The following is a 20,372-nucleotide window of genomic DNA, read 5'->3' as shown; positions in this document are numbered from 1 at the left end:
AGATTTTATCCACATCTCCCCACCACCGCTGCCCCCCTTTGTGTTACGCACGCCAACAGGTTCACCCATCAGGGTAGTAATGACCGGAATACCTTGAACATTGCCGAGTGCGATTATTCGGTCAAACGCTCGTCTATGAGAGTCAGGCTCCAAGGTGATATCGAATTTCGAATCAATAAAATGTGATTTCTCGCTACACCTCACCAACTAAAAAAGCCCGTCAAAAGCAGGCCTTCCAGTATGTCACTTCACTTCACCCTTCGGGCGTTCTGGGGGCATCTTAATTATTAGTCACCAAGAAGGCCAAAAGCCGCCCGACCAGCATCCAACGCTGACCAAATCGGCTCTCTTCAAAACCGCTCAGCCACCGGTTGTCCCTTAACCTGCACCCGCTCGGTTTCTTTACCTCTATCCACCTCTCCCCACCAGTGCCGAGCACTCTTTATGTCGTGCATGCTGACAGGCTCACCCATCAGGGGCGTCATGACCGGGATACCCTGAACAGTGCCCAGAGCGGCTATTCTCTCGAAAGGTTCTTGCCAGGAGTGCATGGACAAGTCAAAAGTGCCGTTGTGGATGGGAAGCAGACTCCTGCCTTTCAGGTCTATATGAGCTTGTATGCTCTCTTCCGGGTGCATATGAACTTCCGGCCAGTTTGCATTGTAGGCGCCTGTTTCCAGCAGGGTCAGATCGAAGGGACCATACTTCGCGCCGATCTGCTTGAAACCGTCAAAGTAGCCGGAATCACCGCTAAAGAAGACTCGCTGATCACGAGCCAAGATTGCCCATGACGCCCACTGGGTTTGATTTTTGTTGAACAGGCCACGACCGGAAAAGTGTCGCGCCGGCGTGCAGGCAAAACTGACACCGTCAACCTCTGTCTCCTGCCACCAGTACAGTTGCCGCACCTTTGCGGCCGGCACTCCCCAGTCAATAAGAATGTCTCCAACACCAAGTGGCGTCAGGAAGTAATCAACCTTACCAGCCAGCTTCATGATGGAGGCGTGGTCCAGGTGGTCGTAATGGTCGTGGGAGATGATTACCCCCTTGATCGGTGGTAGTTCGTCGATGCTGATGGGTGGTTTGTGGAACCGTTCCGGTCCGGCGAACTGCATCGGCGAAGCCCGGTCGGAGAACATCGGGTCGGTGAGCCAGAAGGCGTCATGCAGCTTCAGCAGGACGGTCGAGTGGCCCAGGCGATAGACCGTGTTGTTCGGGACCGCCAGGAGCTGCTCTCTGGTCAATGCCTGTACCGGGATTTTCCCAGATGGACGCGTATTCACAGGCTTATTAAAAAAGAAATCCCACATAATGCGGCAGATTCAAGCCGCCCACCTTTGGTCACCATCACCGGGTGTTTCAGATCACTATCAAGCGATAGAGATGAGCGGGTCTGAGCAGAACTATTCTTTTTAAACAGCGTAGATGCCATAACGATAACAACTCCTGTAATCAGGGAATAAAGTATGATTCGTTTCATCGGTTCCTGCTTACCCTCTCCCTAGCCCTCTCCCACTGAGGGGAGAGGGGACAGAAAAAACCTTGCTCACCCTCGCCCCCTTGTGGACCCACAGGGCCTAAAAGGAGAGGGCCGGGGAGAGGGGGGGCTTTCCCCTATGCATTTTTCCCCATTTCATATGCCTGGCTCACCGCCGGGCTTTTCTTGATGTCCCCTTTATTCCAGACGCCGGTGCGTGAAAGCTTCATACCTTTTACCTTTGTTGTTTGGCAAGCGAAATGATGGCAGGCTCTTTGGGGGAGCTGTTCCAAGCCGAGTGATTCCCAATTTTGCGGGTGTCATTTCGCCTGCCGGTACTGCTCGTCGCTGACTTTCTCCATCCATTCGGCAGCCTTGCCATCTAATTGCTCTTGAATGGCGAGATGGGTCATTGCGGTATTAGGGGCGGCTCCGTGCCAGTGCTTCACCCCAGCCGGAATCCATATCACATCACCCTGCTTGAACTCTTCGATGGGGCCTCCCCACCGCTGGATCAGACCGGCACCGGCAGTAACGATCAGAGTTTGGCCATAGGGATGGGAGTGCCATGCTGTCCGGGCGCCTGGTTCGAAGGTGACGCGACCGCCTGTGGTACGAGCGGGTTCGGGGGCCGTAAAAAGCATTTCGACTTTTACGGTACCTGTGAAGTATTCAGATGAACCCTGGCTTGAAGACAGGGATGCACTCCGGGTTATATTGATCTTCTGCTCCGGCTGAGTTGCGATCGTGACTCCGTTATCCATTGTCTTTGCCTCCGAAATGGTCATGATGCTGAACGTTGCGTTCAGGATGATTGCCGGAAGTATCGTGAGTCTCTTGTTCATGTGTCGCCTTATTTCAAATTTTTGATAAAAAATGAAGTGAGCTTGTCAAAGGGGATGTAATTCAATCGGTCGTACAGATCCGCACAGGTAGTTATATGATAGGCTTGGCCGCCCACCCCTCTGCACCAGCCCTTACTTTGTTAGATCACAGCGCCGACCGCAGCACATGGACAATGTCCGACTCGCTCATCGGCGGCCGGCCCGGCAGACGCCCATTGTCATCATGGATGATACGAACCGTTTCACTGGCATATTGTGTCATAAGCTCGTCCCCAATCTTCAGCTCTGACAGGCGGGTCGCAGCCGGTGGAGCGCAGAAACCCTTCAAAGCGGTCGATTCCTTCCATGGCACACGCCAGGTCATCCGGACCTTTGCCCTTAAGGCCGAAAATGCGTTGGGCAAACTGCACGAACTTTTCCGGCCGGTGTCTGGCGGCAAAGCGCATCCAGGCCGGATTGACCACAGAAAGACCTGCCCCGTGGGTGATGTCGTGATAGGCGGACAAGGTATGCTCGATCATGTGCACGGGAAACCCTCCATTGGTACCGGCGTTAACCCAGCCGTTGAGGGCGACAATGGACGCCCATTGAACCTGGGCGCGTGCGTCCAGGTTGGTTCCATCTTCAAGGGCTTTGAGGCCGTATTCCATGGCGGTGAGGATGACGCCTTCGGCAAAGCGGTCCTGAATGGGGGTGCCGTCAACGCCGTTGAAATACCCTTCGGTTACATGGGTGATGATATCGCAGATGCCGTAAGCCGTCTGATCCTGCGGCACACTCATCGTCAGTTCGGGGTCCACCAGGGCGATGACGGGATACAGGCATTTGGCCTGGACAAAGGACTTTTCCTTCGTCTCTTCGTTGGAAATAACCGACCCCATATTCATCTCGGAACCGGTGGCCGCCAAGGTCGGCACGGTGATGACGGGCAGCGCGCGGGTCGGGACATATGGCTTGGGCTGACCGTGGTAGATCATATCCCAAGGGTCACCGTCATAGTAAAAGGCGGCGGCCATGACCTTCGCTGCGTCCATGGTGCTGCCGCCACCCAGGGCGATGATCACATCGCATCCTTCGTCCCGTGCGATCCTGGCACCGCGTCTGACGGTGGTGATCCGCGGGTTGGGCTCGACGCCGGAACATTCCACCGTTGAAACCCCGGCAAGCTTCAGGCTGGCGACTGCCCGATCAAAAACGCCGCTGCGCTTGACACTGCCGCCGCCAGTAACCAGCAGGGCACGTTTGCCATGCTGGCTGGCAACCTCTCCCAGACGTGCGAGTGCGCCGGCAGCAAAGATCAGGCGGGTTGGATTGTAGTACTCGAATTTCATGTGAACCTCCCTGAAAAAGCCCTTTGTTTTGCAAATCTTTTTGATCCTGACGATCTGTATCGTAACCGCTCAACGGAATAAGCCGGTAGAATGATCCTACGCGTTTATTGCCTGATCCTACAGGGTGCTCCCCAAATATTGTAATAGAAAAAACGGCTTGATATGATTCAATCAAGATGTTTTCAGCAAAAATCTTGGATAAACAGTCTTTTAGGAGATTTTATGGACAACAGGATAAAGCAAAGAAAAGCCATTACTGGGGCTCAAGTTAACGTTTGATATACAGGAGGTTTCTCAATAGCTGGTTGACAGTAATTTTCCCCATTACCGTGTGCAACAATGCAAGGGTTGCCACATCGTCCAACACATCTGCAATCGCAAGAGTAGTTCCCTTCACTATACTCCCGTATCGACTAGCGTAGGCTCCAGGAGTCTGTCGGACTTAGGAATGAATCTGCTGCAAGAATAGCAGAACGGTCCATATTCCCGAAATTTTCGACCAATAGGTCCACTATTCGTCTTCAAATTTCCGTAAATCTGTCCTCGGCCTGCTATCCTCTCGCTGCGATTCCCTAAGTCAGACAGACTCCTAGTACGCAAAAAAGTACACCGCATATGCAATTGAAGGTCAGTGACTCCGCATCATGCTGTCACTGACCTTCGAACTACCATCCATTTTTTTAACTAATTACCGCATCATCTCGAAGTGCCGGTCCTCGCACGTCTCATCCCTCATCTCGATGAACTTGTTGCAGATGGTCGACACCATGTTTATCGCCCCCTGATAACCGATCAGCGGGTAGCGGTGCAGGTTGACCCGGTCGAAGACAGGGAAGCCGAAGCGGAACAAGGGGATGTTGGCATCCCGAGCGGCGAACTTGCCGTGGGTATCGCCGATCATTGCATCCACCGGATCTGTCATGACCAGGCTGCGCAGGTGCCACAGGTCCTTGTTGATGTAGATCTTGCCATCCTTGCCGTAGGGTGAGGCATCGAGAAGGGCCTGGATCTCCTTCTCCAGCTTTTTGGTCCCCTTGCTGCAGAGGATGTGATACGGACGGGCGCCCATCTCCAGCAGGAAGGAGACGTAGCCTAGCAGATAGTCGGGATCGCCGAAGAGGGCGAACTTCTTGCCGTGCATGTACTGGTGGGCATCGGTCATGGAATCCACGGCGCGGCCGCGCTCGGCCTTGAGTGATTCGGGAACCGGCTTGCCGAAGAGCTCGGAGAGCTTCATGATGAAGGCGTCGGTCTTTGCCACGCCAAAGGGGGTCGGCAGGGCAGCATGCTTGCCGGCATAGTTGTCCTTGAGCCAGCCGAAGGTTTTGGCTGTGGAATAGGTGCCAAGGGCAATGGTCGCCTTGCCGTTGATGGAATCGGCGGCGTCTTCCAGCTTGGTGCCGCCGGGATAGCGCGGTAGGTTCCGTCAAGCGGCGAGTCGAAGGTTTCGGAGATATCGGCAAGCAGGGTATAAGGTATGCCGAATTCCCCCAAAATCCGCTTGTACTCCCGATAGTTGCCGGTATTGGCATCGAAACCGGCGATCAGGTTCAGCTTGCCGGTACAGCGCCCATCCACGGCCTTTCCTTCCGTCAGGGTCTGAAGAATGGAGAGGAGCATGGCATCATAGCCATGGACGTGGGAGCCGTTGAAGCTGGGGGTATTGGCATAGGGGAGCGGAAAATCCTGGGGAATGCAACCCTTTTGCCGGGCATTCTTGATGAAGGCGGTCAGGTCGTCGCCGATGATCTCGGGCATGCAGGAAGTGAAGATCGGCATCATCTTCGGCTTATAGATGGTATAGGCATTCTCCAGGGCCTCATGGAGGTTGTTTTGGCCTCCGAACACCGCGCCGTCCTCGGTCATGGAGTCGGAGACAGCGGGGCAGGCTCACGGAAGTGGCGGTTGAGGTGGAGCGGTAGTAGGATGCACATCCCTGGGAGCCATGGACAAAGGGGAGGCTCCCCTCGAAGCCGTGGGCAGCCAGCTCGGCGCCCAGCGGCTGGCAGGCGTGGGCCGGGTTGATGACCAGCGCCTGGCGGGCAAAGTTCTTTTCCTTGTATTCTTCGGTATTGATCCATTCCGCCACCCGTTTAACTTCTGATTCGGGGGTTTCGGTGACTGGTTTGACGGCAAGGCCTAAGTTGTTAGCCATGATAGTTCTCCTCTCCGGGGACTCATCCATCCCACGGTAGATTGTTGTTTATTGTAGGGGTGAATCTTGTATTCACCCTTTAGCCGGGCGATCACAAGTTGGGCGATCACAAGTTGGGCGATCACAAGGATCGCCCCTACATTACATCAGAATGGGCTTTTCACAAATTGCCAGGTCGGCGAATTGATCGCCATATCCACATCCCTGGCAAAGATCGGGAACCCGTTATAGGCATGATACGGACCGGAGTAATCCCAGCTGTGCATCTGGCGGAACGGGATGCCCATCTTCTGGAACAGGTACTTTTCCTTGATGCCGCTTCCCACAAGGTCGGGACGGAGCTTGTGAACGAACTCCTCCAGTTCGTGTTCGGAGGCGTCATCGTAAATGACCGTCGCTTCGGGCATTTCCGGAGATGTTCGCTCATAGTCGTCGCCGTGGGCAAATTCGTAACCGCTTCCCACCACGGTCATCCCCAGATCGGCATAGGCGTTGACCGTGTGCCGGGGACGGAGGCCGCCCACATAGAGCATCACCTTCTTTCCTTCCAGGCGAGGCCGGTATTCGTCAATAACCGCCTGCATCAGCGGGTCATACTTGGCAATGGCCGCTTCAACCTTCTCCTTGATGGTGTCGTCAAAAAAGTCGGCAATCTTGCGCAGGCTCTCCCTGATCTTGGTCGGGCCGAAGAAGTTGAACTCCAGCCAGGGAATGCCGTATTTCTCTTCCATGACCCGGCACATGTAATTCATGGAGCGGTAGCAGTGGATCAGGTTCAACTTCACCCTATGGGTGGCGGCGATCTTCTCCAGCTCCCCGTCGCCGGTCCAGACCGACTTGACGTTGAGGCCGATTTCTTCCAGCAGCGGTTTGACCGACCAGACATCGCCGCCGATGTTGTAATCGCCGATAAGGGCAATGTCGTAAGGAGTTTCAGGCTCGGCAAACTCACGGGTGCCGATGATGTGGTCGCGAATGGTGTCGTTACTGATATGGTGCCCCAGGGATTGGGAAACGCCACGGAACCCTTCGCAGTTGCAGGGGATGATCGGGATGTCCAGGTCCTTGGCCGACTGCTTTGCCACGGCGTTGATGTCGTCGCCGATGAGGCCAACGGGGCATTCGGAAAGGACGGAGATGCCCTTGGCCAGCGGGAAAAGTTCCTTCGCCTCCACCAGCAGCTGCTTCAGTTTTTTGTCCCCCCATAGACGATATCCTTTTCCTGAAAATCGGAGGTGAACTGCATGGCGAACTGGTTGACCCCGTTGATGCCGGTCATGAGGTTACGCCGGGTTCCCCACGAGTACCAGCCGCAGCCCACCGGGCCATGGGAGACGTGGACCATATCGCGGATCGGTCCCCAGACAACCCCCTTGGCCCCAGCATAAGCACAGCCCCGGGCGCTCATGATTCCGGGAACCGTTTTGCGGTTGGATTTGACGCAGGCGCCTTCACCGGCATTGGGAGCCAAATGGGGAGCCCGTTTTTTCTTCGCTTTCTCTGGATATGCCTCAAGAGCCTTGTCGATCATCTCTTGGTTGATTCTTTGGTGATGCCTTCTATTTTCGTTATCGCATCTGACATAAGAAATCCCCTCTGTTTCGTTGTAGACCCCCTCTATCCCCCCTATTTCATAGGGGGGAAGCGAACACAGTGAGCAGGGGGGTGGAGCCTCATTGTACGGCTCCGCAAAAAGTCCATCGCGGCGTTGCGGTTCATTTTTTAAACCAACTGGCGAACGATTTTGGAGTCAGTTCGGCGGCGCCGAGGAAGAGCGCGGAGACGTGGCCCAGCCACGTCGCACAAGCGATGACGAAGCAACGCCGAAATGGCCCAAAAGCGTTCGTCACCTACTGAGCAGCGGCCTCGGCTACGCCGACGACACTCTCATCCTCCGCCTCCATGATACCGTACTCCATGAGCAGGTCTTCCAGCTCTTCCATCTCCAGCGGGGTCGGCACCACCAGCATCTTGTTATCAAGGATTTTCTGGGCCAGGGTGCGATACTCATTGGCCTGGGGATGTTCCGGGGAATATTCGATGACCGTCATCCGGCGCATCTCAGCTTTGAACCTGATTGTCGCGGGGAACGAAGTGGATCATCTGGGTGCTGAGTTTTTTTGCCAGGGCATCGACCAGCTCGTATTCCTTGTCGGTTTTCCGGGCATTGCAGATCAGACCGGCCAGACGAACCTTACCGGATGAGGCGTATTTGAGAATACCCTTGGCAATGTTGTTGGCGGCATACATGGCCATCATCTCGCCGGAGCAGACGATGTAGATCTCTTCGGCTTTGTTCTCCCTGATCGGCATGGCAAACCCGCCGCAAACAACGTCACCGAGGACGTCATAGAAAACAAAATCCAGGTCGGGGGTATAGGCGCCGTTTTCTTCCAGGAAGTTGATGGCAGTTATAACCCCACGGCCGGCACAGCCGACACCCGGCTCCGGGCCACCCGACTCGACGCACTTTACATCTCCGTAGCCAACCTTCAGAATATCGTCCAGTTCCAGGTCCTCGACAGTACCCAGTTCCCGGACCTTGTCCATGACCGTGGCCTGGGCCTTGGCGTGGAGGATCAGCCTGGTGGAATCAGCCTTAGGGTCGCAGCCGACGATCATGACCTTTTTGCCGAGGGATGCAAGACCTGCTACCGTGTTTTGTGTTGTAGTTGATTTGCCGATGCCACCTTTACCGTAAATCGCGATCTGTCTCATGTTCTGCTCCTTTCGTCCACTCATCCGTGGACCCTTTGGGATTTGTCGGGGCAACTAAAAAAAGGCGCCCCATTTTTCTTTAATGGTGGCGCCTTTGCCGGTGACTCGCATGAATACTGCAGCGTATTCTCTTATGTGATTATGTGCTTACCTTTTTATTTGCATTGCTTGTGCCAAGTTCTCAAACCATTACTTTTCATCATGTTTGCTCTATTTCTCTCCTCCAACACTTTAAAAAAATAAAGACAATTGCCGCTTTTTTGATCACCGCTGAATCATCATCAAGCGGCCCAGTTATCTGCCTTGTTATCCAGGTACAGCCGGGAGAGATCTTTATCGGTCAATGCCTGCTTGTTCCGTTGTGCGGTGGATCTGACCCGGCAAAGGAGCACCTTGGCTTCCTCCCGCGACATGTCGATCCCCATGGAGCGGTACCTCTCCATGAGCCCACTGGCGCCGGAGTGTTTGCCAACCACAAGGTGCCGCCTGAGCCCCACCTCTTCCGGATTGAACCCTTCATAGTTTGCAGGATCCTTGATAACCCCATCAGTATGGAGTCCCGACTCGTGGGAGAATACCCGCTCCCCCACCACTGCCTTCCAGGGGGGGACGGGCCGCTTGGAAGCGCACCCTACCAGCTTCGAGACCTGATGAAACTGCTTGGTCTCGATTCCGAGCTCAATGCCCCATGCCAGTTTCAGGGCCATGACCACCTCTTCGAGGGCTGCATTGCCGGCACGCTCACCCAGGCCATTGACGGTGGTGTTGACAAAGCGTGCACCCGCCCTGATACCGGCAATGGCATTGGCCGTGGCCATGCCAGATCGTTGTGGGTGTGTACCTCCAGGTCCAGTTCGGGCACTCCCCGGCGTAGGGCGGCTATATTGTCAAACATGGTAAATGGATCGAGAATACCGAGGGTGTCGCAGTAACGAAAGCGGTCGGCGCCAAATTCCAGGGCAATGGACATCAGCTCCAGGAGAAAAGGAATCTCCGCACGGCTTGAGTCTTCGCCACCGACCGAGACATATAGCCCTTTTTTCTTGCAGAATTCCAGGGTCCGTTTCAACTGGTCCTTTACCCATTCTCTATTTTTGCCCAATTTATGGGCAATCATGATATCCGAGACGGAGAGGGAGATATCCACCGCCTTGACACCACAGGCTATGCTTGCCTCGACATCCTCCCTGACGGCGCGGTTCCAGGTGATAAGTCGGGCATTGAGCCCAAGGTCCACCAGGGCACGAATGGATGCCTGTTCATCCTTACCCATGGCCGGTATGCCGCATTCCAGCTCCTGGATGCCCATGGCGTCGAGCATGGTGGCGATGGCGATCTTTTCCTTTTTGCTGAATACCACACCTGCCGTCTGCTCGCCGTCACGAAGGGTGGTGTCGTCGATAACGATACTGCTGCTGGTTCCTTCCATGGCGCCCCCTTTTAAGACAAAAACGCCCGGAGGGGTCATTACTTCCCTCCGGGCGCCATTGCCGCTGGAAATCTTCTGTTGCACCTATACAAGCACAACATGTGCCACGGCCTTTCAATTTCCGAAGAACCCACTACGGTCTTTATCTCTGCGGTAAAATACTCTACACTCTTGCCATGGTTGCAGCTCAAAAATTAATCAACATCCCCCTGAGGGAATTCGCCGTACCTGTGCCCAGGAAAGGAAGCATCGAGCCCTCTCGGGATACGGCCGCGCAGCCGCCGAGGGCCAGGAAATTCATCTCAAGGTGCAAAAGAAGCGGGCGAAGAGCGACGGGTCCTACCGCTCTGAAGTGGCCATCGGCGCAGAGTTCCAGAAGGAAGAGTTTTGCTTCCGGGTTGATGGACGCATGGACGGCCTGTTTGATACCGAGCCGCCTAAAATTGAGGAAATAAAGTCCACTTTCAACCTGTCGGAACTGGCCCGGCGCTTGACAATCAGCCGCTGGACCATCCCTACTGCCTGCAGCTGTTCAGTTACGGCTATTTTTACCGGCTCAGACAAGGGGTTACCCCTGAGTTATCCTTTCATCTGGTCTCTTCCCGCAGCGCCGACTCACTTGATCTGCCGCTGCAACTGGATATTGCTCTCTATGAACAGTGGCTGGAGGAAAGACTTGACGAACTGGTCAGGGAAGCACGGTTGGCTGAAAAACGGGCAGCCCGGCGGCGAAAGATAGCCGCAGGCTTTGTCTTTCCCTTCCCTGATCCGCGCCCCGGCCAGATTGAACTCATGGAGACCATCGACCAGGGGATGAACGAAGGGAAACCGATGCTGATCCAGGCTCCCACCGGGCTGGGGAAAACGGTCGGCGTGCTCTATCCGGTACTGAGAGAGGCCTTGGGCAGGGGGCAGCAGGTCGTCTACGTCACACCGAAAAACAGCCAGCATTCCGTTGCCGAAGATGCCATCCGCCGTTTCCATGATGCAGGTTCCCACCTCAAATCCCTCTCCATCACCGCCAAGGGAAAGATCTGCTTCAAGAATGAACCGTTGTGCAACCCTGAATTCTGCGAATATGCACGAGATTACTACACCAAGGTGTGTGAATACGGCATTCGTGACCTTCTTGCCCGTAAAAGAAAGCTGACGGCGCGTAGTTTTCGGGAACTGGGGGAGAAATACCAGGTCTGTCCATTCGAATTGCAGCTTGAGGGTATGGAAGGGGCCGATGTGGTGATCTGCGACTACAATTACGTCTTTGCCCCCCGATCGGCCCTCTCCGGCATGACCAACACAGGTATCGACCAGACAGGCAAGGCGAATCTGGTCATCGACGAGGCACACAACCTTCCTTCAAGGGCGATGGAATGCTATTCGCCGGCGCTCTCCTCGGTGGTATTGGAGAAAATGCGTAACGAAATAAAATCTATTGCACACCGTTTTCGCAGGGAAGCTGAAAACATTCTCGATGGCTGCCTCAGTACCGTTGCCTCCTGCGGCCATGGCAAAAAACCTGCTGTTATCGAGCCCCCTGTAGACGCATTTCTTGAGCAGGACATTCGACTGCGCACCCTTCTTACCCGCTACCTGGAGTCCATGGTGGAAATACAGCCCCAGGACGTCATTCTCCGTCTTAGTTTTTACTGGTCGGAATTCACCAGCGCCCTTGAATATGCGGCAGACCCTGACCGGGAAGAATTTTTCACCACCTGGCATCCGGCCGGCACGGTCAAAATAACGTGCTGCGATGCCTCAGCCATGATCAGGGACTGCTATGACAATTATCAGCAAGTGGTGGCCTTTTCCGCCACGCTCAAACCATTCGACTACTATAAAACCCTTTCCGGACTGGACCTGGAGAAGACCCTGACGGCGGAGTTTACCTCCCCCTTCCCCACGCATCGGCGAAAGCTGATGCTGATCCCGCAGGTTTCAACCCGCTATAGCCAAAGGGAGCGGAATTATGCGAGGATCGCCGAAGCGGTGGTGCGCATTACCTCCCTGCGCCGCGGCAATTATTTCGTCTTCTTTCCCAGCTTTGATTTTCTCGAACGGTTGGCAGCGTTTTTTCAACCTCCTGCCGGTTTCTCCCTCATCCTGCAGGAGCGGAACATCAAGACCAGTCAAGTGAAAACGATCATGAGCAGCTCCAGGAGACCGATGGGGCAAATATCGTTTTTGCCGTTCAGGGGGGTTCCCTGGCCGAAGGGATGGACTATGCCGGGGATACATTGATAGGCGCCTTCATTGTCGGACCGCCCCTGCCGAGCTTCGATCTGGAAAGGGAGGAGATGAGGCGCTATTATCAGCGGCGATACGGCGCCGGCTTCGACTATGCCTATATCGTTCCCGCCATGGCCAAAGCCGTCCAGGCAGCCGGCAGAGTCATCCGCTCGGAGACCGATCGCGGTTTGATTGTCCTCATGGACAGCAGGTTCACGGAACCTGGTTACAGCCGCTCCATGCCCGCCGACTGGTTCCGGTCGGATGCAAGGGAACTGGTTTCCTATAGTATTCTCGGGGAAGTGGACGAGTTCTGGCGCAGTGGAGATGCGGATGAAGGTCTTGCCGCTGATGGTCTGTGCCAACCTTAAGTAAAAAAGCCCTGGATCTTGGAAATTCCCATAGACGTTTTTTGTGAAGTTGCATCAAGCAGCCGCTGGCGCCGCCACTGGCGCGACTTCCTATGATTTTAAAAAATGGCGTACCCCGAAGAAGGAGGGATCCAAGGGTACGCCCAATAACACCTTTGGAATCTTATAGAACCTGCCTTAACCGCTTAGCACCGCTGGTAACAGGGTTCTCCAGCTGGTATCGAATTATCCTGCCCCATTTATTCTTTTCCGCCAGTTGGTTTTATCCCATGTTTTTGCGCTGCCAGATTTATTCTGGCTTCAAGCGCTTTACGTTCTGTCTGAAGTTTATCGACCTTCTCCAAATCCATACCTTCATAGCCACGCTCGATGCCTGCATAGCCCTCCTGCTCCCTCAGTTCGGCATCCTTTGCCTTCAAAGCATTTCTCAAGGCGCAGTCTCTTCCATAAATTGCCCATAAGCCGGGTTCTCGGCGCAAGCTTTCTGACCTGCGGCATCGAGCCCTGATGCAGATGCGATTCCGACTGAAAGCATACTCAATCCCAACATCATCATGAGAACCATTTTCTTTTTCATTGCCGCTCTCCTCTCGTACAGCTTTTGCTGGGTGATGGCACTTGTGCGGGAATACATCAACTCCGGCAACAGAGAGGGATTCCAAATTTCTCTCCTACAGTGTTGATTTGGCCTTTAAGCTCATCAAGCTCCGCCTCAAGTTCGCCTACTTTACTTGCATCGATACGATCGAAAGCATATTGCTCTCTCAGCTCCAGATCCTTCGCTTTTAAAGCACTGACCAAACCAGACGTTTCCCGAGTAAACTGCTGAAGTATCTGTTTGTCGGCACATTTTCCTTCTTCCCGGCATGAACCTGCAGCAGAAGCCGGCATTGCTGCCGCCGACACCATCCCCATTGCCAAAGCGATTCCTATAATAATTTTCCTTTTCATTTTTCTCTCTCCTTTAGAGTCGAAATATGTCAGGTGTAAGCCTGTACTTGTTAACTATTCAATATCAACATGCGTGCCAAAGAGTAAAAAGGATGTAACTACCTGTAATGAGGTTTGATTGTAGAACTAGAAAATGATAATGGTGATTAAATTTACAGAATAATCTCCATTTATTATCTGCGATTGGAGGATATTCTCTATTTGAGGCAGATGAACTGAACGATAATGGTGGGCAGGTTAATTGAAATCTGAATGAGGAAAGAGCTGAATAATAGTCTGGAGGCAAATAGAGAGTGTGGTATTACGATTGATGCCATAAATCAATTACATGAATCTTTAAAACCGTAGTTAGTTATTCTGTTTGATAAAGGCATCCCTGCAGTGCTCAGAACAAAAATAAAATACTCTGCCATCACGTTCTACTTTACTGGTTGCCGAGATTGAAGGGATGCGCATTCCACAGACAATATCGACCACCGTATTGTCTTTCTGGTAGAGCGGATGCGTTTCCAGGCGCAGATATGTATCGATGAAATCTACTATACGGTCTTCTACAGATGGCCAGTGCTTCTTCGTCGCCTTCAATGGAAAATTTTTCTTCCACAGTGAGTGTGTACTCCATCAGTACAGGAAGAATAGTCAGGTCATAGCGCGCCGTCAGGTATCCGTTACCAGGCAACAAGGAGATATTAAGCCTGACAGTGGCAGGAAATCTCGTTGTATGGGCAAATTCACAGGCACAGCTCAGATTCGAATCAAGGTTCAGGATTTCCACTTTACCGTTGTCGAAGTATTTTTCCAGTTCCTTCAGGCGTGGAAGAATTACCTTTTCAATCCATACCTTGCCAACCGAAGCCAGCTGCTCACGCTCTTCAAGCAGGTCTTTCATTCTGCTATCCAACTGCTGTTGTTGTTGGGCAAGGTCACGCTTATGCTGTTGGAGGCGGCTCGTAATCTTTTCGCCTAAAGTGGTTTCGTTTGCCATAACCTGGCTCCTTTCATCCATATTCTACCTATCAATCACGAAATTTCTCATGGCATGCCGCACATGCTTCCTCTGCCTTCCTGAAGGCTGCTTTTGCACCGGCTTTATCTCTCTTTTTTGCCAGATCAAGCGTCGAGCTTACAGCCTGTTCAAGATCTCCTGCCAGCCCAACATACTGTTTCTTCTGTTTGATATTCCTGTGCGGGGTGGATTTTTTCAGATCCGGAATCGTTGCTAGAATTTGCCGTGTTGCTGCCTCAGCGGCAGATGTGTCGCCTTCATCCAAGGCTTTTTCCAGTCGGCTGAAGCAGTGGAAAGCATCGGCATAATTGCATGCAGCTTCTTCATCTGGTGGGTATTCTTCGCCGACTTGCCATGCTGTTCGGTACCGTAAGCAAAAGTGGCTCCGTTAGCGGCTAACGCAGAAATAATGCAGATAAGACTGATGGTGCTTCTCATATACTCTCCATTTTTTCAATGTTCCTTCACTTCCAGCTGCCAGACATTATCCCCTTGCGCCTGCCTGCCCAGCTTGTCCACTACCTTCCAGCGCACGTGGATCGGCATCCGCTCCTTCAACTGCGCCTGATCCTTGGGTTTAAGGACGCCGGCCATGTCGAATACCGAGTGGTAGAGATCACCGGGTAGTTGTTCGCCATCCCTGGACATCAGCTTCAGCTCTTGAACCTCCACAGGGCGGTCGAAATAGGCATCGACTTCTTCGATCTCTTTTGCTCCTTTATCCCTGATGGCCGCCACACTGAGAAGTCTGGGTGGACCTGGTGGCTTAATTGCAGTTTCGTCTGCTACCACCTTGAGAGGACTTTGGCTTCCTTCCTCCAGAATATGGACAGTGGAAACTCCCTTGAATTGCTGAAGAGTCAGAGCAATAGCAGGAGGAAGGCTTTCAGGAACCTTACTGAGAGTTACCGTTACGGCACCCTTATCATCGGTTATGGAAACGATTCGAGTTCCCGGCGGCAAGGTCATAAACTCGCCCTGGTAGCTGCCTGTATCCATGCCGCTCAAGAGCCGCTCTATGGCAACCTTTTTCATGCTTGCTTCATCGAAGGTGAAGAAAGGAAACGGTACGACCTTTGATGGTTCTTTGGCCAAGGGGAAATAGATGACAAACGCGAACGCAGTTCCTTTGTCCACTGGGGGAGCAGGGCCGAAAGCTTTTTCGTAGGCAGATGTGGTAGTGACTTTTCCTGGCTCGGATGGGTTTTCTTGCTGTTTGCAACCCGCGTTCGCAGACAGTGTTAAAATCAGAATAACTATGGCATGAGTGATTTTCATTAATGAAACCCAGAAATAATGGGGGGGTGGTTTATATGGCAAACCACCCCCTCCGTTTTTACAACTCTTGCTGTGTGGGTTAATTCCCTTTGGTTATGTCTTCGAGAAGTTTGTTCGCCTCTTTCAGCTTGTCTTCCAGATTCTTCAGCTCTTCGGCGCTATAGCTCTTGTTGCCTTTTTTAACTTCACTCTGGAGTCGTTTAATCTTCTGCTGGATGGACTCGGCCTGAAGGGCGCACTGCCTTACTCCCTCTTTTGTGTCCATCTTCATGGTGCCATGCTCGGCAGCCAAAACCGGCATCGCACCGAACATCCCAACTGCCATCACGATTACAGCCCATTTTTTCATAAACATGTCCTCCTTCAGGAAAATCGGAGAGGCAACTCTCCGTAAAACACAACATTGGAAGCCCTACTTCACGGTATACCAAAACTTGGAGCTGCGAACCTTTCCGTCCTTCAACTTGAATTTAGACATTATACCGTACTTCCCTTTTTTGGCTAATTCGAAGTCGGCGCCAAAGTGTCCTTGCATTCCCATTAAATCCTTTGTCTGCTCTGCTTTATCGGGGCCCTGAACCTTGACTTTAACATCACCCTCAGTCAAGGCTTTGCCGGTTTTGGCGTCTTTGAACTCGACAGCAATATGATGAGTCTCTTTCATCTCTTTCGGCATTTCCATCTTCATGGCTTTCATGTGCTCTTTCATGCTCATGACCTTAAAGGTCGCCTTGACACCATCTACCACCTCTTCATGGGCAACATCGCCCTGACGTCCACCATGTCCCATATCATGACCACCTCCATGATTCATGGCAGCAAAGGATGCAATGGGAGCTGCTAAAGCAAAAAGCGCTGCGATCAGTACATTCATTTTCTTCATGTTACGGTTTCTCCTTTAACTGAGAGTATTTTGTAAAGATGTTCCAAGTAGAGCATTTGTCATGCCAGCAGATAAGTTCCCGATATTTCACCGTTTAAGACTTAAACAAGCCGATAGCCATAGAGAATATTCAACACTTGCGAAGGATATTCTACTATATAATCATTGCGTTTCAATGGCCAGAATGACCACCTCTACCATAACTCCCATTGCCGTAATTTCCATTGCCGTAATAACTCCGATCAGAGCTGCCGGTAGTACCATCAAATACAGCGCAGGCTTGTAGCATCCATAGGCCCGCTAATAGCAAAACAAACGATAATTTCTTCTTCATCTGGAATTCCCTCCCTTTATTAGCAGGTTGTTGAAAAACGTGATGGGTCGGTCGGGATGCAAGGCTCAAGTGAAGGAGGGAGCGAAACGTACCGTGATGTACGTTGAGTTTCCGAGTGAGCGGCAACACAGCAGACCGGCCCCGCAATAGTTTTTCAACGGCCTGTTAGTGTTTCATGCCGGAATATTTGAGTTTCCCTTTTTTCAGGTCATGCTTCTTCATCAGGACAAAGATAACCGGCGTCATGATCAGAACATGGATCGCCGACGAAATCATCCCGCCGATCATCGGCGCAGCAATCGGTTTCATGACGTCGCGCCGGTACCCGATGACCACATGATTGGCACCAAACCCAGGAGGGCGACGGCAACGGTCATCAGCTTTGGCCGCAGTCGCAGAACCGCCCCCTCGAAGGTTGCATCATAGATATCCTGCTCGGTGCAGGGGCCATTGATCAGCTTCTTGTCCAAGGCCTCATGGAGGTAAATGACCATTACCACCCCGGTCTCCACGGCAATGCCGTAAAGGGCGATGAAGCCGACCCAGACCGCCACCGACATGTTATATCCCAACGCCGATACCAGATAGACTCCCCCTATCAGGGCGAAGGGAACCGAAAGCATGACCATGCTCGCCTCCAGGGCCGAATGGAAGGTGAAGTAGAGGAGGATGAAGATAATCAGGATTCCGGCCGGCACCAACATCTGCAGGCGTGCCTTGGCTCGAATCTGGTTTTCCCACTGGCCGGACCAGGCCACGTAATATCCGGGAGGCAGCTTCAGCTGCTTTTCCAGCACTTCCTTGGCCTCAGTGACGAAGCCCCCCATGTCGCGGCCACGGACGTTAAGAAAGACCAGCGAACGTAATAGCCCCCCTTCGCTGTTGATCTCAGGGGCTCCGGTGGAGATCTTGAGCTTCGTAACCAGGGACAGCGGCACCTGGGCGCCTTCCATACCTGAAACCAGGATACGGCGGATGGCGGGGATGCTGTCCCGGTAGTCGCGCAGGTAGCGGATGCGGATCGGGAAGCGGTTGCGCCCTTCCACGGTGGTTGAGAGCATTTCGCCGCCAAGGGATGTTTCGATGACATCCTGAATATCCCCGACATTGACCCCGTAGCGGGCGGCTGCCTCACGGTCGATGTCGATGTCGATGTAATTGCCGCCGGTAACCCGTTCCGCCACCACATCGGCTGCACCGTTGATCGGCTTGAGAATCGCCTCGGCCTGCACCGCCAGATCCTTGAGCACATTCAGATCATTGCCGAAGATCTTCACCCCCAGGTCGGTCCGCACCCCGGTGGAGAGCATGTTGATGCGGTTGATGATCGGCTGGGTCCAGCCATTGCGCACGCCGGGAATCTGCAGTTTGGCATCCAGTTCGGCCACGATGTCGGCCTTTCTTACCCCCGGCCGCCACTGCTCTTTGGGTTTGAGGATGATGATGCTTTCAAACATGGAGACCGGCGCCGGGTCGGTGGAGGTCTCGGCACGCCCTACCTTGCCCAGCACATGCTCCACCTCGGGGACGCTTTTTATGATGGTGTCCTGCACCAGGATCAGGCGCTTCGCCTCGGTGATGGAGACGTTGGGCAGGGTGACCGGCATGTAGAGGAGCGATCCCTCATCAAGGGGGGGCATGAATTCGGAGCCGAGATTCATGAACATGGGTATGGCAATCAGCAGGGCCACGACGTTTAAGGCAATGGTGGTCTTTTTCCACACCAGAACCCAGCGAATGACCGGCGAATAGAGCCTGATAAAGAAAGTGGAAACGGGATTGCTGCTTTCAGGCGGCATCTTGCCCCGCATGAAGAAATACATCAGCACCGGCACCAGGGTGATGGCGATGAAGGCGGAGCCCATCATGGAGAAGGTCTTGGTGAAGGCCAGGGGGTGGAACATCTTTCCTTCCTGCCCTTCCAGGAGGAAGACCGGCACAAAGGAAAGGATGATGATGGCAAGGGAAAAGAAAATGGCACGCCCCACCTGTTTGGCACTGGTGATAATCACTTCGAGCCGCTTTGCCGCCCGCTCTTCGGTTGGCATCTCCGAAAGGTGGCGGTAGCAGTTTTCCACCATGATGACCCCGGCATCCACCAGGACCCCGATGGCAATGGCGATTCCTCCCAGGGACATGATGTTGGAGGTGACCCCCATAAGTTTCATGGTGATGAAGGAGATGAGCACGGCGATGGGGAGGGTCAGGACAATGACCAGGGCGCTCTGGAAGTGCAGCAGGAAGATGAGAATGACCAGGGAAACAACGATTGACTCTTCCAGTAATGAGTGTTTGAGGGTGTCGATGGCCCGGGCGATCAGGTCGGAACGGTCATAGGAGACCATGATTTTCACACCGGGAGGCAGGCCCTTTTCCAGTTCCTTGATCTTGACCTTGACCCGGTCGATGACATCCTTGGCATTCTCGCCGTAGCGCATGACGACGATGCCGCCGACCGCCTCGCCTTGGCCGTTCATATCAAGCATGCCCCGTCGGATGGCGCCCCCCATCTGCACCGTGCCCAGATTTTTTACATAGATGGGAGTGCCGCGCATGTCGCGCCGACGACAATGTTCTCCAGGTCCGCCTTGGACTGCACATAGCCCCGGCCACGGATGAGGTATTCGGCATCGGCCTGCTCTATGAGTTTGCCCCCCACGTCCTTGTTGGAGGCCTTGACCGCTCCATGACCTTGCCCACCGGCAGTCCGTAGGCAAATAACTTGTTGGGGTCCAGGTCGATCTGGTATTCGCGCACCAGGCCGCCGATGGAGGCCACCTCGGCTACACCCTGAACGGTATTCAGCTGGTAGCGGACAAACCAGTCCTGCAGGGTTCGCAGCTGCGCCAGGTCATAGCCCTTCCCCTCGATGGTGTACCAGAAGACATGGCCGACACCGGTGCCGTCGGGACCAAGGGTGGGAACAACCCCCGGCGGCAGCAGCGATGCGGCATAGTTCAGCCGTTCGAGAACGCGGGTCCTCGCCCAGTAGATGTCCGCCTTGTCCTCGAAGATAACGTAGATCATTGAGAAGCCGAAGGCCGAAGAGGCACGCACGGCGCGCACCTGGGGCAAGCCCTGCAGGTTTACCGCCAGTGGATAGGTAACCTGGTCTTCCACTACCTGGGGAGAGCGGCCGGGATACTCGGTAAAGACGATGACCTGGTTGTCGGACAAGTCCGGGATGGCATCCACCGGCGTCTTGTAGACTGACCAGACCCCCCAGGCGATGATCAGGCCGAAGATCATCAGGATGATGACCCGGTTGCGGGCAGAATATTCAATAATTTTTTCTATCATGGGGAAACCCTTTCTAAGTCCCCCTTTGAGAAAGGGGGAATTGATGGGGATTGGGTTTCGGCTGGTCG

At 53.6% G+C, this 20,372-nt stretch carries 20 protein-coding genes and 4 pseudogenes; 3 read left to right on the top strand and 21 right to left on the bottom strand.

Going from position 1 to position 20,372, the window contains the following annotated elements; all coding sequences use genetic code 11:
• Window positions 1–350 precede the first annotated feature (350 nt).
• The 8 genes and pseudogenes from JCM15764_RS00095 to nifV form a co-directional block, all read right to left on the bottom strand.
• Window positions 351–1,244: an MBL fold metallo-hydrolase gene (locus tag JCM15764_RS00095; protein ID WP_243688050.1), complete on the bottom strand. Its 894-nt coding sequence runs from the start codon at window positions 1,242–1,244 to the stop codon at window positions 351–353.
• A gap of 35 nt (window positions 1,245–1,279) precedes the next feature.
• Window positions 1,280–1,480 carry a hypothetical protein gene (locus JCM15764_RS29070; RefSeq protein WP_243688049.1) on the bottom strand — a complete coding sequence of 67 codons (201 nt, stop codon included), beginning with the start codon at window positions 1,478–1,480 and terminating at the stop codon, window positions 1,280–1,282.
• A 317-nt stretch (window positions 1,481–1,797) separates the two neighbouring features.
• Entirely contained in the window at window positions 1,798–2,322 is a 525-nt protein-coding gene (locus tag JCM15764_RS00090; protein WP_243688048.1) for a (R)-mandelonitrile lyase, read from the bottom strand.
• 242 nt (window positions 2,323–2,564) lie between these two features.
• Window positions 2,565–3,653 carry an iron-containing alcohol dehydrogenase gene (locus tag JCM15764_RS00085; protein ID WP_243688047.1) on the bottom strand — a complete coding sequence of 363 codons (1,089 nt, stop codon included), beginning with the start codon at window positions 3,651–3,653 and terminating at the stop codon, window positions 2,565–2,567.
• Window positions 3,654–4,341: 688 nt separating this feature from the next.
• A pseudogene (gene nifK, locus JCM15764_RS27570) lies at window positions 4,342–5,808 on the bottom strand (nitrogenase molybdenum-iron protein subunit beta).
• A gap of 146 nt (window positions 5,809–5,954) precedes the next feature.
• A pseudogene (nifD, locus tag JCM15764_RS00075) lies at window positions 5,955–7,392 on the bottom strand (nitrogenase molybdenum-iron protein alpha chain).
• Between the two features lie 266 nt (window positions 7,393–7,658).
• A pseudogene (gene nifH, locus JCM15764_RS00070) lies at window positions 7,659–8,526 on the bottom strand (nitrogenase iron protein).
• 281 nt (window positions 8,527–8,807) lie between these two features.
• A pseudogene (nifV, locus tag JCM15764_RS00065) lies at window positions 8,808–9,955 on the bottom strand (homocitrate synthase).
• Window positions 9,956–10,262: 307 nt separating this feature from the next.
• Between nifV and JCM15764_RS20810 the strand changes: the two are divergent.
• The 3 genes from JCM15764_RS20810 to JCM15764_RS20800 are packed head-to-tail and all read left to right on the top strand — an operon-like array spanning window position 10,263 to window position 12,552.
• On the top strand, window positions 10,263–10,694 hold the full coding sequence (locus JCM15764_RS20810; protein ID WP_243688046.1) for a hypothetical protein: 432 nt from the start codon (window positions 10,263–10,265) through the stop codon (window positions 10,692–10,694).
• Window positions 10,658–12,193: an ATP-dependent DNA helicase gene (locus JCM15764_RS20805; protein WP_243688045.1), complete on the top strand. Its 1,536-nt coding sequence runs from the start codon at window positions 10,658–10,660 to the stop codon at window positions 12,191–12,193. Before JCM15764_RS20810 ends, JCM15764_RS20805 begins: the two co-directional genes overlap by 37 nt.
• Window positions 12,130–12,552, top strand: a complete 423-nt coding sequence (locus JCM15764_RS20800; RefSeq protein WP_243688102.1) for a helicase C-terminal domain-containing protein — start codon at window positions 12,130–12,132, stop codon at window positions 12,550–12,552. The genes JCM15764_RS20805 and JCM15764_RS20800 overlap by 64 nt, the downstream gene beginning before the upstream one ends.
• 239 nt (window positions 12,553–12,791) lie before the next feature.
• On the opposite strand, the gene JCM15764_RS20795 is transcribed toward JCM15764_RS20800, so the two are convergent.
• From JCM15764_RS20795 to JCM15764_RS29055, 13 genes are all read right to left on the bottom strand, one after another.
• The gene (locus JCM15764_RS20795; RefSeq protein WP_243688044.1) at window positions 12,792–13,214 is read right to left on the bottom strand and encodes a hypothetical protein; all 423 of its coding nucleotides are present in this window, start codon (window positions 13,212–13,214) and stop codon (window positions 12,792–12,794) included.
• Window positions 13,186–13,503 carry a hypothetical protein gene (locus JCM15764_RS00045; protein WP_054691506.1) on the bottom strand — a complete coding sequence of 106 codons (318 nt, stop codon included), beginning with the start codon at window positions 13,501–13,503 and terminating at the stop codon, window positions 13,186–13,188. The genes JCM15764_RS20795 and JCM15764_RS00045 overlap by 29 nt, the downstream gene beginning before the upstream one ends.
• Before the next feature lie 348 nt (window positions 13,504–13,851).
• Entirely contained in the window at window positions 13,852–13,959 is a 108-nt protein-coding gene (locus tag JCM15764_RS20790; protein ID WP_243688043.1) for a YHS domain-containing protein, read from the bottom strand.
• A complete protein-coding gene (locus tag JCM15764_RS00040) occupies window positions 13,928–14,488 on the bottom strand; it encodes a hypothetical protein (RefSeq protein WP_243688042.1) in 561 nt (186 codons plus the stop codon). The genes JCM15764_RS20790 and JCM15764_RS00040 overlap by 32 nt, the downstream gene beginning before the upstream one ends.
• Window positions 14,489–14,519: 31 nt before the next feature.
• Window positions 14,520–14,774, bottom strand: a complete 255-nt coding sequence (locus tag JCM15764_RS20785) for a cytochrome c (protein ID WP_243688041.1) — start codon at window positions 14,772–14,774, stop codon at window positions 14,520–14,522.
• Entirely contained in the window at window positions 14,723–14,947 is a 225-nt protein-coding gene (locus JCM15764_RS00030; protein ID WP_054691501.1) for a hypothetical protein, read from the bottom strand. Before JCM15764_RS00030 ends, JCM15764_RS20785 begins: the two co-directional genes overlap by 52 nt.
• Window positions 14,948–14,962: 15 nt before the next feature.
• Entirely contained in the window at window positions 14,963–15,787 is an 825-nt protein-coding gene (locus JCM15764_RS00025; RefSeq protein WP_054691499.1) for a GerMN domain-containing protein, read from the bottom strand.
• A 79-nt stretch (window positions 15,788–15,866) separates the two neighbouring features.
• A complete protein-coding gene (locus JCM15764_RS00020) occupies window positions 15,867–16,136 on the bottom strand; it encodes a hypothetical protein (RefSeq protein ID WP_054691496.1) in 270 nt (89 codons plus the stop codon).
• 63 nt (window positions 16,137–16,199) lie between these two features.
• A complete protein-coding gene (locus tag JCM15764_RS00015; protein ID WP_054691494.1) occupies window positions 16,200–16,670 on the bottom strand; it encodes a hypothetical protein in 471 nt (156 codons plus the stop codon).
• 499 nt (window positions 16,671–17,169) lie between these two features.
• The gene (locus JCM15764_RS29065) at window positions 17,170–17,313 is read right to left on the bottom strand and encodes a hypothetical protein (RefSeq protein ID WP_243688040.1); all 144 of its coding nucleotides are present in this window, start codon (window positions 17,311–17,313) and stop codon (window positions 17,170–17,172) included.
• Complete coding sequence (locus tag JCM15764_RS20775; RefSeq protein WP_279384153.1) at window positions 17,310–19,559, bottom strand: efflux RND transporter permease subunit; 2,250 nt, start codon at window positions 19,557–19,559, stop codon at window positions 17,310–17,312. Before JCM15764_RS20775 ends, JCM15764_RS29065 begins: the two co-directional genes overlap by 4 nt.
• On the bottom strand, window positions 19,535–19,663 hold the full coding sequence (locus tag JCM15764_RS29060) for a hypothetical protein (RefSeq protein WP_279384152.1): 129 nt from the start codon (window positions 19,661–19,663) through the stop codon (window positions 19,535–19,537). Before JCM15764_RS29060 ends, JCM15764_RS20775 begins: the two co-directional genes overlap by 25 nt.
• On the bottom strand, window positions 19,645–20,372 hold a 728-nt coding region (locus JCM15764_RS29055; RefSeq protein ID WP_279384151.1), incomplete at its 5' end, for an efflux RND transporter permease subunit. The genes JCM15764_RS29060 and JCM15764_RS29055, both read right to left, overlap by 19 nt.

Origin of the sequence: Geotalea toluenoxydans JCM 15764 (genome assembly GCF_001311985.1) — a bacterium.
GTDB lineage: Bacteria > Desulfobacterota > Desulfuromonadia > Geobacterales > Geobacteraceae > Geotalea > Geotalea toluenoxydans.
Note: the sequence above shows the minus strand (reverse complement) of the source record. Positions and strands in the feature narration are given on the sequence as shown.

What these genes read in the sequence shown, in the direction of transcription:
- JCM15764_RS29070 (WP_243688049.1), bottom strand. Translation starts at nt 1,480, where the DNA reads ATGAAACGAATCATACTTTATTCCCTGATTACAGGAGTTGTTATCGTT.
- JCM15764_RS00090 (WP_243688048.1), bottom strand. Translation starts at nt 2,322, where the DNA reads ATGAACAAGAGACTCACGATACTTCCGGCAATCATCCTGAACGCAACG.
- JCM15764_RS00085 (WP_243688047.1), bottom strand. Translation starts at nt 3,653, where the DNA reads ATGAAATTCGAGTACTACAATCCAACCCGCCTGATCTTTGCTGCCGGC.
- JCM15764_RS00045 (WP_054691506.1), bottom strand. Translation starts at nt 13,503, where the DNA reads ATGAAAAGGAAAATTATTATAGGAATCGCTTTGGCAATGGGGATGGTG.
- JCM15764_RS20790 (WP_243688043.1), bottom strand. Translation starts at nt 13,959, where the DNA reads ATGCGCATCCCTTCAATCTCGGCAACCAGTAAAGTAGAACGTGATGGC.
- JCM15764_RS00040 (WP_243688042.1), bottom strand. Translation starts at nt 14,488, where the DNA reads ATGGCAAACGAAACCACTTTAGGCGAAAAGATTACGAGCCGCCTCCAA.
- JCM15764_RS00030 (WP_054691501.1), bottom strand. Translation starts at nt 14,947, where the DNA reads ATGAGAAGCACCATCAGTCTTATCTGCATTATTTCTGCGTTAGCCGCT.
- JCM15764_RS00025 (WP_054691499.1), bottom strand. Translation starts at nt 15,787, where the DNA reads ATGAAAATCACTCATGCCATAGTTATTCTGATTTTAACACTGTCTGCG.
- JCM15764_RS00020 (WP_054691496.1), bottom strand. Translation starts at nt 16,136, where the DNA reads ATGAAAAAATGGGCTGTAATCGTGATGGCAGTTGGGATGTTCGGTGCG.
- JCM15764_RS00015 (WP_054691494.1), bottom strand. Translation starts at nt 16,670, where the DNA reads ATGAAGAAAATGAATGTACTGATCGCAGCGCTTTTTGCTTTAGCAGCT.
- JCM15764_RS29065 (WP_243688040.1), bottom strand. Translation starts at nt 17,313, where the DNA reads ATGAAACCGATTGCTGCGCCGATGATCGGCGGGATGATTTCGTCGGCG.
- JCM15764_RS20775 (WP_279384153.1), bottom strand. Translation starts at nt 19,559, where the DNA reads ATGCGCGGCACTCCCATCTATGTAAAAAATCTGGGCACGGTGCAGATG.